The sequence below is a fragment of the Bacillus sp. FSL M7-1020 genome, assembly GCF_038050415.1.
Lineage (GTDB): Bacteria > Bacillota > Bacilli > Bacillales > Bacillaceae_G > Bacillus_A > Bacillus_A toyonensis.
Genome location: NZ_JBBOTW010000001.1, coordinates 2,051,748 through 2,065,571, shown reverse-complemented (window position 1 = coordinate 2,065,571; position 13,824 = coordinate 2,051,748). Strand labels below are relative to the sequence as shown.

The window sequence follows — 13,824 nt, the reverse complement described above, 5'->3', positions numbered from 1 at the left end:
ATCTAATTGAGAAAAGAATCTTATCATCAGTACAAAAATAAAAAAAGAAAACATAAAAAACGAATGGAATATTTAAAATTCTGGCGATATAGGGACAACTATTTTTATCTAATCCCCACAATATTACTGGTCCCAACATTAGTTTTATTTTCCACAAATGAGGAAGAAATATATAGATTTCAAAAATACTAGGAATTGCAGGGGAGATAGAACATATGAATAAACTTTATTTATATGTTGTTCATCTTTGTATTATTAATCTTTATGCTACCTAGCTTTCATACCGCACCACATCAACATATTCTTAATTTTCCACTTTATTTTTAATTAAGAATCAAAATACCTTTAAATGAAGTTATATTATAGTTTATTAAATACTATAAATAAAAACAAAATGCTATTTAAACACCCTCTGACTACTCATATGAGGTTTTTTCCCTAATGATACTATGTTATTAACTCCACTTTAAAGGATCGTTTTAAAAGAATTTGAGAAGCCATTTTTCTAGTTCACCATCAAAATTCTTGAAATTTATGTAAAAAAGAACCCGTTTTATATATAGTTTCTTTTTTCATTTCTTTAACTTAGTCTAATCTATATTGGCCAGTTAATTGTTCCTCAGCCATTCGAGCTAAGTGTAATTATTCTAATCATTAACACCTTTTTCCTTTAAATTCTTTAGACCCTATCCTTGTTTATATGAATAGCTTTCTTATTCGAAAATAGATTTTTAAAAATTCCTACCCCTACAATTAATACACCTATTCCAACTAATTTATTTATTTGTATTGGAACGCTCTCCATTCCAAACAATCCGAATGTATCAATACATAATGCAACAACTAATTGTGTAATAAGACTAATTAACACCGTATACGCTGGACCTAAACTCTTTATTGCACCCATTATACAAATAATTAATCCAATGCCAAACAATCCGCTTATATAAAACAAATAATTTGTAGTGTAAAAATTAATGCTAATACTTTTCTCTGTTATGATATAAAATAGACCAGAACTTATGAGACCTATTCCAAGAACACATGCAGTTGTTAACCACTGTCCTACACATTCATTGACCTTTGTGTTAAAAATAGATTGTAAGCTAATTAATACTCCAGCAAATATAGCTAAACTAAATCCAATCAAAATATTCCTCTCCCTTTCATTGCTCATATATATTATCTTTAGCAACTTCCTTCATTCTAGAAAAATCTTTAATTACGATAACTCCATTTTTCTTTTCAATTAATTTTTCTTTATTTAATTTTTGTAACACCCGAATTACGTGCCTATAACTTACTCCTATAAAATCAGCAATACTTGATATGGAAGTTGCATCTAAATCCTCTTTATACATATTTCCGTTACTATCTGTTGAAATTGATAGTAAATAACTAGCTACACGCACTTCTACTGGATAAAGTAAATTTAGAGCTGTAAAACGGGTCGATATTTTTAACGTGTTCGCAATGTTTTCAAGCAAGAAGTTCATAAATATAGGATCATGTAATAACTTGTTTCTAATAACCGTATTAGAAATGGAGATAGCTACAACATCTGAACAAGCTTCAACGACATTATGAGTCTTGCTTTTTTGTATCAATTCAAGATCACCAACAACCGCCAATGGATTGATAAAGCGAAGAATTAGTTTCTTTCCTTCTGGTGTAATCGTATAAACTTTTACTTTACCTTTCACTACAAAATATAAACGATCCATTTCGTCATCTATATTGCAAATAAACTTGCCTTTTTCAAAATGATTTATTTGAAAATAAGCTGTATCTATTTCTGAAAAAATCTCAAATATTTTATTAGTTTTCAAATAATGAATAATTAAATCTGATCTATTCTCCATTCTCATTTCCTCCTTCTATTCACATATTAAATATTACAATCCCTATAATCATTACTATTGTTCCCACAATATGATATCTCTCCATCTGTATCTTTTTTATATGGAACAGTCCTTTTATTTCAATGAAAGTTGCTGTTAACAATTGAGCAACCATAAGTGTGCCAGCTGTCAATGTAACCCCCATTGAATATATCGCTATAGTTTCTGCACAAATAATGAATCCACCAAATGCACCGGCTACTAAATATGTTTTTTTCACACCCTTTAAATCCGTTACTTTCTCTTCTTTCTTTAACAAAAATATAGTTATTGCAATAAGGAACCCAATTAAATGCGTTATAATACTCGTTGACCATATGCCGATATGTGAACTAAGTTTCGCATTAAAGGTTCCTTGAAGTGTTATACATACACCAGCAAAAACAGCAAATACAATGCCTTTCAAAAAATCATCTCCTAATTTTTTATTTCTAACTTAATTAAAAGCTATGACCCTAAAAGGCAAAAGGACAAATATCACATCACTATGAAAATAATTAGAAATGAACAAAAAACACATCTCAAAAATTTGAGATGTGTTTTTATATTTTTATTAATATATAATTTTTTACATATTATAACTACGCTACATTAACAGTCTTCTTCATAACAAACTTCGCAAATAAGAAACGCACAAGCGGCCCCATAATAATTAATTGTAATGGATAAGCCATAATGAAATTTTTAATAAAAATTGAAAAATAACTTGAAACAAATGATTCCCCTTGTAGTCCACCATGTAAATACATCATAGCCATTCCGTAAAATGACATAAAGAAAACCATTCCGATTACCATAGCTGTAGCCATCGCTACTATAATATTTATTTTCTTCGATTTATTAAACGGTATCGCGAATACAATTTTTTTCGCACAAGGTCCAACGATACATATCTCAATTAATAACGCAATCATAAATCCAATTAGTAGTTCTAATGCGATCTCCTTAATATGAATTGGCCCTCCTGCTCCGTTCAATAATAAATTGTAAAATGTCATTACGATAACCATCCCTAGGCACATCATCATACCGAATTGGAGGTTTTCCTTTCTTGTTGTTGGCAACTTTCATCATCCCTTCTCTTTGAGTCTTTGCCATTATATCGATATTGGAAACTCCTTCGTAAGTGAACATTTTGTGAACATTTCGAAAGCGTTTACGTTTATTTCTTTCACTCTTCACTCTAATCTTCCCATTCTATAACTGTATGCTTATAAAGGTTTTATATATTTCAATGTTGAATTACTAAATTTAACATTGAAATATATTACTACTAGGAGGATAACTATGAATGAAGCAGAATTTTACGCATATCACATCGTTACAAAGAAAAAAATGAATATCGGACAAATCATTCATTTTGATAATAATCAAACTAACACTTTATATCACTTCTTTTTTGAAAGAGAACACTTAAATGCTACTGGCGAAGATTCTATTCAAATTTTAAAAAGCAATTATATAAATAACGAACTACATATAAATAATGAAAACGCTCAAGTAGTTATGAAATATACGGATCAAACAATTAGAGCCGTTAGGGAAACGATTGTCGAAATGGTTAGGCTTCAAGAATATCCTGAATACCCTTCAAGGTTATCTTGCTTATATGCTTCTAAAAGCTATGAAGATGCTTTGAAATGGAAAGCGTTATTTGATTCTTACAACCGAGATGTTTTACAGATTGTTAAGCTACTAGTGAGTGGAAATTCTTTTGAAAGCGACGGAAATCTTTTACCAAAAGAAGATGGTATTTCTTTCTCCAGAAAAATTGAACAGGCTAGAGACTATTGGAAAGGAAATAGCAAAAGCGAATTACCTGAACTACTGATTAATGGGAAAATTCAGGTGGTGGAAATTATCGATGATTTTTCCAAAATTAAAATTTAATTCTTGGCTAAATATTAGAGAATGGAGATTACAATGATGAAAAAGGTGTACTTCAATCATGATGGTGGTGTAGATGATCTAATTTCACTATTTTTATTACTCCAGATGGGTAATGTCGAACTTACAGGTGTTTCAGTTATCCCTGCAGATTGTTATTTAGAACCCGCAATGTCTGCAAGTCGTAAAATTATTGATCGCTTCGGCAAAGGTAATATCGAAGTAGCAGCGTCAAACTCTCGTGGAAAAAATCCATTTCCGAAAGACTGGCGAATGCATGCATTTTATGTAGATGCTTTACCCATTTTAAATGAGTATGGAAAAGTTGCAACACCTGCAGCAGCCAAACCTGCGCATCATCATTTAATAGAAACTCTTCTACAAACGGAAGGAAAAACAACTTTATTATTTACAGGGCCGCTAACTGACCTAGCCCGTGCATTATATGAGGCTCCTATAATCGAAGATAAAATTGAACGTCTCGTTTGGATGGGCGGTACATTTCGGACCGCAGGCAATGTACATGAGCCGGAACACGATGGAACGGCTGAGTGGAATTCGTTTTGGGACCCTGAAGCAGTAGATCGTGTATGGGAGGCGAAGATTGAAATCGACTTAGTAACACTAGAAAGTACAAATCAAGTTCCGTTAACAATAGACATCCGTGAACAGTGGGCAAAAGAGCGTAGATATATTGGTGTTGATTTCCTTGGTCAATGCTATGCGATGGTTCCTCCTCTCGTTCACTTTTCAACGAACTCTACTTACTATTTGTGGGATGTATTAACCGCTGCGTTTGTTGGGAAAGCTGACCTTGCAAAGGTACAAACGATTAAAAGTATTGTTCATACATACGGACCTAGCCAAGGGCGTACAGTGGAAACTGATGATGGGCGACCTGTAAATGTCGTTTATAATGTAAACCACAATGTTTTTTTCAACTATATAACTGACTTAGCAAAGAAAGCTTCCACTTGAAATTCTATCTATACGAAAAATAAATAAAGTCGTATAACTTCAGATGATAAGCCTGCAAAAAAACTCAAATTGGTTGCGGCTTAATATTTACTTATTAAAAAGAGTATTGAAGTAAACTTCAATACTCTTTTTGTACAGTTTAAGGCTATTTGATTAGAGTTGCGTTTTACTGGCTAACCATTTCATAACCATTTACAAAATACGTTATTGTTTCTAACTCATCTTCATTTAATTCTCTATCTAGCTCTTGTTTATACGCTGCCTTTATCTTCTCTTCATCGCCTTTATGAGCTTCTGTGTATGTTCCTACTGTTTTTAGCAATTGTATTTCTTTTAAAAACTCCTCCCGATTTATAGCTGTCCCATGAGAAAGAATATATGTCTCAGCATCAAATTTTTCTAATTCATCTATTAATGTAACCGTTCGTTTCGTCGTATAGTTCCACTTCGAAGAAAAAATATCTGCATATATACAGTCTCCTAAAAACAATATCTTTTCTTCTTTTATATACATAACAACAGAGTCATGTGAATGATCTCCGCCCACATGCTTTAGCACACATGTCACTTCACCAAGATCTAATTCAAGTTGATTCTGGAATGTTAAAGTTGGAGGAATAATTTTAATATTTCTCGCTTTTTCATTAAACTCTTTTTTGATACACTCCGCACAAAATTCAATTTCAGTACCCTCTTTTACACGTGTGTCCAACGCTTCATCTGTCCATTCATAAGAAACAAGTGTACTCATCTCTTTTTTCGTTTCAGAATGTGCAATAGACAATGCCTCTTGTAGTACAGGTAATCCAAAAATATGATCCCAGTGCCAATGCGTTAGTGCTACGAAATCAGGACTCGATACATTCTGTTCTTTTAGCATTTCTAAAAACAATTGTGCATGTTCTTCTGAATTCCCTGCATCAATCATTAAAGTTTTTTCTTTTCCAACGACCATTCCTAATATAGGTCTATCTGTTTCAGAAACAGGTGTCATATACCAAAATGAGTTTCCTATTTTTTTAATTTGCTGCATAATCAATTCCCCTTTTCATATTCCCACTTAAATTTAATATATAAATTATAACGAATTGCTAGTTTTTTCTCTATACTCAAACACAATTACTTGGACTAATCCAACTTAACTTTTCGTAAGTTAAAAATAAGGGACTACAATCGGAGTGTGATATTATGGAGCGTTTATGGATTCCAATGATTGTAACATTTTTTTCGTTCGGTGGATTACTATTAGGAGGTGCTGTTGGAGTTGCAACACGTCAACTAATTGAAGAAAAGATGCATCGTTTATATGCATTATGTGGTGGTATTTTGCTTGGCCTTTTATCCCTTGAAATTATTCCTGAAACATTTTCAAGCTATGAAATGATTGGTCCTATACTTGGTATAGCTATCGGTATTTTAGTTATGAGCTTATTAGATAACTATTGTCACCATCCAATGATACATAAAAAGGATCAACAAGCATGGCAAACATTCCTGTTTCTCTCTTTCGCTATATTTATTCATAATATACCGAGTGGATTTGCGTTAGGCACAGCTTTTATTAATCATGCTGACTCAGCCATCCCCTTTTTAATAGCAATCGTCGTTCACCATATTCCAGAAGGATTAGCTTTAATTATCCCCTTTCTTTTTACAAAACATAAATATATTTCATTTCTATTAACAACGTTATTACTTTCTCTTATTCTCGGTACCGGTACGGTGTTTGGCATTTTAATGGAAGGAAAAGCTCTTCATTTACAAGGTCTCATTATGGGAAGCGCTATCGGTTCACTTGGTTATGTCACAATTCATGAAATGCTTTGGAAAGCTAAGAAACAGCTCTCTTTCCTTATATTTCTCATGTGGGCAACTAGTGGTTTTTTACTAATAACAGTGTTTACTTTATTCGCTGTTCATCATTAAAGCTAAAAAATTTATTATTTGTATATTTTTCCTTTTTCTTCAAAACATAATGTTATCTACCTATTATGAGGAGGAACAATTATGTTTGGGAAAACAGCTGGTGAAGCATTAGTTGATTTATTAATTGAATGGGGAGTAGAACATATATACGGTATGCCTGGAGATTCTATTAATTCTATAATTGAAGCTTTAAGAAAAAAACAAGATAAAATTAAATTCATTCAAGTTCGCCACGAAGAAGCTGGCGCATTAGCAGCGGCCGCTTATGCGAAATTAACAGGGAAACTCGGTGTTTGTATGGCAATCGCAGGACCTGGAGCTATTCATTTATTAAACGGTTTATATGATGCGAAACTCGATAAGGCTCCTGTGCTAGCAATTTCAGGACAGGTAGAAACCGATTTACTTGGAACGGATTTTTTCCAAGAAGTAAACTTAGAAAGATTGTTTGATGATGTTGCAGTGTATAACCAGCGCATTATGTCAGCGGAGCAACTACCTGCTGTAGTGAATCAAGCGATTCGTATGGCCTATACGAAAAAAGGTGTATCTGTTCTCACTATTCCGGATGACGTTCCGAAATTCGAAGTGAAAAATGGGGCTCGTGTTACAAACACTTCTTTTACATTGCCTGAGCTATTTCCGCAAAAAGAAGATTTAGATGCAGCGAAACTCGCAATAAATGAAGCGACAAAACCTGTTATTTTAGCAGGTAAAGGCGCAAAACATGCAAGAGAATCTTTACTTGCATTCGCAGAACATATCGGCGCTCCAATCGTACTTACATTGCCAGCTAAAGGAATTGTTCCTGATGAACACCCACTTTGCATCGGTGGATTAGGATTAATTGGAACGAAACCATCTTATGAAGCAATGAAACACGCGGATACTTTAATTATGGTGGGTACTTCTTATCCGTTCACTGGTTTCTTACCTGAAAAGGCAAAAACAATTCATATCGATACAGATCCTGCCCAAATCGGGAAGCGTTATGTGACAGATATCGGCTTAGCCGGTGATGCTGATAAAACATTAAAATGGTTAATTGAAAATGTAGAAAAACACGAGGACCATTCCTTCTTAGAGGATCATCAAGAAATGATGAAAAAGTGGGAAGAAAAATTACACGGTCAGGAAGAAGATTCCTCTACTCCAATTAAACCACAACGCGTTATGCATGCATTGCAGCAAGTAGCAGAAGATGACGCCATTCTTTCAGTTGATGTCGGAAATGTAACGGTCTGGACAGCAAGGCACTTCCGTATGACGAACCAGCAATTTATCATTTCAAGCTGGCTCGCAACACTTGGCTGCGGTTTACCTGGTGCACTTGCTGGAAAAATTGCGTTCCCGAATAAACAAGTATTTGCAGTTTGTGGTGACGGCGGATTTGGAATGACTATGAACGATTTTGTAACAGCTGTAAAATATAAACTACCAATCGTTGTCGTCGTATTGAACAATAATAAAATTGCCATGATTAAATTCGAACAAGAAGTTATGGGTAATATCGAATTCGGCACCGATTTAACGAATCCAGATTTCGCAAAATATGCAGAGGCGTGCGGCGGTATTGGCTACCGTATTGAGAAATTAGATGAACTACTACCTGCTTTCGAAAGTGCAGTAAAACAAAACAGGCCGTGTATTATTGATGTAGTTGTAGATGTAAACGAAGCACCAATGCCAGCAAAAATCACATTTGGTCAAGCAGCTGGTTATACGAAACATATGATAAAAGAATTATTTGAAGAAGGTAAAATTGATTTACCTCCACTTTAAACGAAAAAAGATAGCTGAAAACGATTTGTCTTCAGCTATCTTTTTTTATTTTTGTACCTCTCTATAGAATGAAAAATCATTCATAGTTGGTTGTATTTATTTCTCTACTTTCCCTTTTTTCTTTTCCCCCTTTGGCCTTCTCACATTTCCTAATTTAATTGCATCTTGCATACTATTACTAATCAAATTTCCAGATAAGATTGTCATACTATAAAAAAGAATTGGTATGACCACGATCCAAGTATGAGTAGTTAAATGACGGAAGTTTTGACCAATTAATCCTGTCCATTCTTTTGTTACACTATCCGCCTCTATACCAAAGATTATTGTTCCGCCGAAAAACAGTTCTAACAAACCAAGATGTAAGAGAAGTAATAGGGTGCTTACAAATTGCTGGGCTACTAATAAAAGAAATGATGGTAACATATGTGGCCATACATGGCGTTTCAACCGCTGCCACTTACTCCCTCCGAGCACAGTAGCAGCCAACATAAATTCTTCATTCTTAATACGCTTTACTTCTTGCGCCGTATACAACATAACAGTTGGTACAGCAAGGCACGCAAGAACTATAATTTGAAACGTAACCCGTAAGTGAAACGGAGCAGCCTCCTCTCCACTTTCAAACATTAAAACTTCATTTAACATAAAATAGGAAATCATAATCATCGGTACAATACTAAACGGATCAAAAAAAGATGAGATAACTGAAAATGAGCGTTTACTGTACATACCAAGCAATAAACCAATCGTTCCGCCAATTACTACACGTAAAATTGCGATAACGATACTAGCACCAACTGTCCATTTCGCTCCTTCTATTATTAACTGAAAAAGGTCGCGTCCTTTCTCATCGCTTCCAAACCAAAATTTACTCGATGGTGAAAACGGAGCAGCCTCTAATTCTCCTTTTTCGTTATACATCATTGTTAATTCACGAATATTTCCGTCAAAAAACACCGTATTTCCAATACTAACAATCATTAATACACTCAAAAAAGTAACACCTAGCCAAAATCTCACATCTCTTTTTACAACTTGCCACATGTTACACACGCTCCTTTATAACATTTTTTAAAAGCGTATGTAATAAACGAAATAGTATAAAAAGCGGTACGTATAATATAACTAAACTCACTGTAAATATTTCTAATTTGGAATTTTCTTTTAAAAAAACAAACATGCCGTACGTATTAAATAGCCATTCAATAATATATAAATTTGATAACATAAATAAAATATTTGTTTTTGCATAATAGACTGTTGTTAACAAGACATTTCTTGAAATATGGTGCGTCAAAACATGTCTTAAACTCAGTCCTTTACTCTTTGCAAATATGCTATAATCTTTCTCTAATTCTTCTCTAAAACGTAATAATAGTAGCTTCATAAATAATAACGTTGTAGGTATAGCAAGACATATTATTGGTAACATACGAGCTCTATCCTCACCAAATCCCGCATGTTTCACTGGCATAAATCCTGTTTTTTGAAAGATAATTACTACTAGAAGTTGAGATAATAAAATTAATAAAATGTCCGGGATACTTTCAAGTGCGACGAAAACTCCATTCCATATACGTTGCTTTGATTGAGAGCGCTGCAATACCCACACAACGATAACATACGCAATGAGTAAAGAAAGTATAAATGCCGAAATAAATACAAACATTGTCTCTACATAATGAATCCATATTTGTGGAAATAACTTTCTTGAGTTCCGAAATCCATACGTAATTTCACCCGGTTTTAGTAACTTCTCCCCGAGAAACAGAACTGTGTCCCAAAAACCGATTAAATCAATTTGCAGTCCTTTAAATAAACGCGGAAGTGCCCCTAAAAAAAGGATACAAATAAGTGCCGCAAATAATTGTAAACATGTAACTCCACACCACTTACCAATTCGAATGAACATAACTATTATCCTTTCTATTTAAATGAATATTCAGAAATAAAATCCATGTATAGTACCTATACCTTTTAACAAATTAACTCCTCTTTCTAAAAAACATAGCAATTCCCGTCATTTTTTGGAAGTTGTATTATATCTTTCGATCATTATCCAATATTTTCCTTCCTAATCAATTCCATACTATAAAAAAGCACTTATTTTTAAACTAAGTGCTTTTTGTATTTAATTCTATTTTACGAATGTATCACACATCCACTCATAAAACTTTTCCTTTTCTTCAAATTGAGGGTAATGTGCTGAGTTTTCAAAAGCTATAAATTCCTTTTGATCCGCTTCAATCAAATCAAAATATTTTTTAGCTGCATGAAATGAAGTATTATAGTCATATTTACCCATAAGAAGATAAAATGGTAGCTTTAGCTTAGTTACTTTAGTAGGTAATGGATTCTTTAAATCTTTTTCTAATAAGACCGTTTGGGAATGTGATAATCCAACGTTATAACGAATTACGTCTAACAAGTTATATTCATTACTAAGTAACATCTGAATGTTATCACCATCTGGATTTTCAATGAGTCTTGATGTTCCACCATATTTTGTAACATAATCTCTCGGAGTGTATGTATCGCCGTTTTTAATTTTTTCGGTTAACTCTTTTAAATATGAAACCTCCTCCGCATTTCCCCCATTTTGCGCCTGTTCAATAACGTATTTTAAACTATCCATCTCACTTTCTACTGTGTCACTCATCTGCCCTATACCAACATACGCTTCATATTTTTCAGGAGCTTTATAGGCAGCTTGCATTCCAATATATGTACCGTAAGAATGCCCAATCAATATTACTTTTTCTTTACTGAGACGTTTTGAAACATAATCTGTCATAGCTAATAAATCTTCTACAAGTAGGTCTGATGATAATTTCGAATAGTCTTCAAAAAAATGATACGATTTCCCGCTTGCCCTTTGATCATAATTAACAACTGTGAATTTCTCTTCCAATAAGTATTGATATTTTTGAGCATATGGTATTTCCGAAGAACCTGGTCCACCATGAACAAAGATAATTACTGGATTCCTCTTATCTTTGCCACGTATCATAATCTCATGACCACTTCCATTTATCTCTACTTGTTCTAATGTACTTATACTGTTATTACTCTTTATTTGCGAAGTCCATGTAGGAAATATTAGTGCTATGGTTAGTAATAGTATAGTAATGACTCCAATAAGTTTTATTGATTTTTTTATCTTTTTCATAATACGCTTCCTTTCTGTTAAATTTATAAAATATCAATTTATTTCTGCAAAACTACCTCAAGAAAATAAAAGTACTAAACCAGTACACTTTCCAATTTCATCTCAATGTTTTTGTACATTACTAATGTCCCATACACATCTTAACTTTCCGCTATATAAACTCTTAATATTTTCTTAATTTTCAATATTTTATTATTATGAAGACTTAATAACGTCTTGCATACCGTATTTATGTATCACAAACATAGAAAAAAGCCCTTGTTTTCAAAACAAGGACTTTTTTCATAAACTATTTCGCTACTTCTTCTTTCGGCATTACCATCCCTTTATAAAGTTGAACAGTTATCCAGTAATAGATGAAATAAATGACTAAAAAAATCCCTATTGGCACCCACACTTTTACAAACGGGTCAACTAAAATAAAACTGAATAAGTTAAGCCCTACTAAAACGTGGGAAATTCCAATGATTGCTGGGAAGATAAATAAATATGAAATTTCTTTATAAATACTTTTTGTCAGCATACTACGTCTAACACCTATTTTTCGTAACATTTCATAACGTCGTACATCACGAGAAGCACCCGTTAATATTTTGAACATAAGCGAACTTGCCATCATTGCTAGAAAGGCAATTCCGAGGAAAAACCCCATAAACATTGTCCCACTCATGAAACTGTTCATAAACTGATAAATTGTCATTTTCGTAAATAAGTCTACTTTTGCACCTGTTGTTTTTTCAATTTGTTCTTTTTGTCTCTTGTCTATTTCGATCAATAATGGTTTATATTTTTTCATATCATCTACTTTTGCTAATGTTACAGTATGTTCTGTTCCTTGAATTCCTTTATAATGCTCTTCATCAGCAATTCTTACAGGCTTTCCGTTAAATTGATTATGTGTAATTTGTATTTCTCTTACAACCGCATCTTCCCAATCTTTTGGCATACGAGGAAGTTTATTCACTGCTTCGGGAGCTTCCAAAGCAGAATATACAGGTTCAGTTAAAGGTTCAGCCACCCGTTTACGCGCAGGCTCTTTTAAAGTTTCCATATTAAAGCGGTCGGAAATAAGTGGCGGTTTCGCAGTTAAATCGTCACGTAAGTAATACACCGCTTCTCCATCTACTTTATACTTATACTTGCTTTCTTCAACTATTTCCATTTCCTTTAATGCTGCTGTATCTTGATCATTTGGATCATGAATTACGACATCATATACACGTGAGAAATCTGTCATAATGCCTACATTTTTTTGAAATGCCATACCTGCTGTCATTGCCCCTGCACCTAATGCAATTAACATCGCTACAGTTCCTAATACTCTCGATAAACTATTTACTCGAAAGCGTAACTGTGCATATGTAAAACTATTTAAGCCCATTTCATTTCGTTTTTTATTTCCCTTAATTTTCATCACAAAAAATGGGAGCAATGAACTAAAAATAAAGTACGTTCCAAGTGTTGTAACAATCGTCGCTATTATAAAACCAAGTTCAGCATATGTTCTTATATTTACCATAAAATAATACCCTGTACTTACTAGTAATACACCCAGTACTGTCATTATAATAATGCGAGTTTTACTTTTCTTTACTTCATCTAGTGTTTCATCTTCACGAATTAACTCTAGTTCTGTTTTACGTAACAATCGAATGCTATTCATTATACCCGTAATGAAAAATAGTATTAAGAAGAAAATAGATGTAACTAAAATAGCTGGTGTGTATACAGATGCGTAACTACCTTTTGCTGAAATTTCCATGCCATTCATTAAAAAATTTCCTGCTACACTTGCAAGTAACATTCCTACTAAAATACCGATAATAATACTGACAATACCCATACCGAATGTTTCAATAAATAATAACTGTGCTACTTTTTTCTTTTTCGCTCCAAGCATCATATACATACCAAGTTCTTTTCTTCTTAATGTAAGTAAAAAAGAATTGGCATATATAATATAAAATACAGTTATGAAAGAAAGTAATATTGCACCTACCCAGAAGACGAGTCTAATACTACTAATGAGACTATTATCTTTTGTAAATTCACTGTTCATCGCCATCGTTTGGAACATATAGAAAATACTAATACTAATAACGAGACCAATCAGTAAAACCATATAATCTTTTAACATCTTTTTCATACTATGACGTGATAATTTAAATAACATTGTTT

General features: G+C 33.1%; 13 protein-coding genes. 4 read left to right on the top strand and 9 right to left on the bottom strand.

Translation table 11 applies throughout. The features are described from left to right. Positions 1 to 679: 679 nt before the first annotated feature. From MHB70_RS10550 to MHB70_RS10535, 4 genes are all read right to left on the bottom strand, one after another. The gene (locus MHB70_RS10550) at positions 680 to 1,150 is read right to left on the bottom strand and encodes a DMT family transporter (RefSeq protein WP_000578999.1); all 471 of its coding nucleotides are present in this window, start codon (positions 1,148 to 1,150) and stop codon (positions 680 to 682) included. A 16-nt stretch (positions 1,151 to 1,166) separates the two neighbouring features. Further along, on the bottom strand, positions 1,167 to 1,862 hold the full coding sequence (locus tag MHB70_RS10545; protein WP_000431587.1) for a Crp/Fnr family transcriptional regulator: 696 nt from the start codon (positions 1,860 to 1,862) through the stop codon (positions 1,167 to 1,169). Positions 1,863 to 1,881: 19 nt separating this feature from the next. After that, positions 1,882 to 2,307 (bottom strand): DMT family transporter, encoded by a 426-nt coding sequence (locus tag MHB70_RS10540; RefSeq protein WP_000676418.1) that lies wholly within the window; start codon positions 2,305 to 2,307, stop codon positions 1,882 to 1,884. Between the two features lie 175 nt (positions 2,308 to 2,482). Next, complete coding sequence (locus MHB70_RS10535) at positions 2,483 to 2,965, bottom strand: hypothetical protein (protein ID WP_001143399.1); 483 nt, start codon at positions 2,963 to 2,965, stop codon at positions 2,483 to 2,485. A 223-nt stretch (positions 2,966 to 3,188) separates the two neighbouring features. On the opposite strand from MHB70_RS10535, the gene MHB70_RS10530 reads away from it, so the two are divergent. Both MHB70_RS10530 and MHB70_RS10525 read left to right on the top strand, forming a co-directional pair. Continuing rightward, positions 3,189 to 3,791 carry a DUF2441 domain-containing protein gene (locus MHB70_RS10530; RefSeq protein WP_001001042.1) on the top strand — a complete coding sequence of 201 codons (603 nt, stop codon included), beginning with the start codon at positions 3,189 to 3,191 and terminating at the stop codon, positions 3,789 to 3,791. A gap of 33 nt (positions 3,792 to 3,824) precedes the next feature. After that, on the top strand, positions 3,825 to 4,766 hold the full coding sequence (locus MHB70_RS10525; protein WP_061529962.1) for a nucleoside hydrolase: 942 nt from the start codon (positions 3,825 to 3,827) through the stop codon (positions 4,764 to 4,766). A 166-nt stretch (positions 4,767 to 4,932) separates the two neighbouring features. On the opposite strand, the gene MHB70_RS10520 is transcribed toward MHB70_RS10525, so the two are convergent. Further along, positions 4,933 to 5,799, bottom strand: a complete 867-nt coding sequence (locus tag MHB70_RS10520) for an MBL fold metallo-hydrolase (protein WP_001184102.1) — start codon at positions 5,797 to 5,799, stop codon at positions 4,933 to 4,935. A gap of 155 nt (positions 5,800 to 5,954) precedes the next feature. Here MHB70_RS10520 and MHB70_RS10515 point away from each other — a divergent pair, with 155 nt between their 5' ends. Both MHB70_RS10515 and MHB70_RS10510 read left to right on the top strand, forming a co-directional pair. Continuing rightward, on the top strand, positions 5,955 to 6,692 hold the full coding sequence (locus MHB70_RS10515; protein WP_000440622.1) for a ZIP family metal transporter: 738 nt from the start codon (positions 5,955 to 5,957) through the stop codon (positions 6,690 to 6,692). An 81-nt stretch (positions 6,693 to 6,773) separates the two neighbouring features. After that, complete coding sequence (locus MHB70_RS10510) at positions 6,774 to 8,474, top strand: pyruvate oxidase (protein WP_000467253.1); 1,701 nt, start codon at positions 6,774 to 6,776, stop codon at positions 8,472 to 8,474. A gap of 96 nt (positions 8,475 to 8,570) precedes the next feature. Here MHB70_RS10510 and MHB70_RS10505 read toward each other — a convergent pair whose 3' ends face one another. The 4 genes from MHB70_RS10505 to MHB70_RS10490 form a co-directional block, all read right to left on the bottom strand. Continuing rightward, positions 8,571 to 9,521 (bottom strand): ABC transporter permease, encoded by a 951-nt coding sequence (locus MHB70_RS10505; protein ID WP_061529960.1) that lies wholly within the window; start codon positions 9,519 to 9,521, stop codon positions 8,571 to 8,573. 1 nt (position 9,522) lies between these two features. Continuing rightward, on the bottom strand, positions 9,523 to 10,389 hold the full coding sequence (locus MHB70_RS10500; RefSeq protein WP_000470649.1) for an ABC transporter permease subunit: 867 nt from the start codon (positions 10,387 to 10,389) through the stop codon (positions 9,523 to 9,525). Between the two features lie 225 nt (positions 10,390 to 10,614). Beyond that, positions 10,615 to 11,646, bottom strand: a complete 1,032-nt coding sequence (locus MHB70_RS10495) for an alpha/beta hydrolase (RefSeq protein ID WP_061529959.1) — start codon at positions 11,644 to 11,646, stop codon at positions 10,615 to 10,617. A 289-nt stretch (positions 11,647 to 11,935) separates the two neighbouring features. After that, positions 11,936 to 13,819, bottom strand: a complete 1,884-nt coding sequence (locus tag MHB70_RS10490) for an FtsX-like permease family protein (protein WP_000897866.1) — start codon at positions 13,817 to 13,819, stop codon at positions 11,936 to 11,938. Positions 13,820 to 13,824 lie beyond the last annotated feature (5 nt).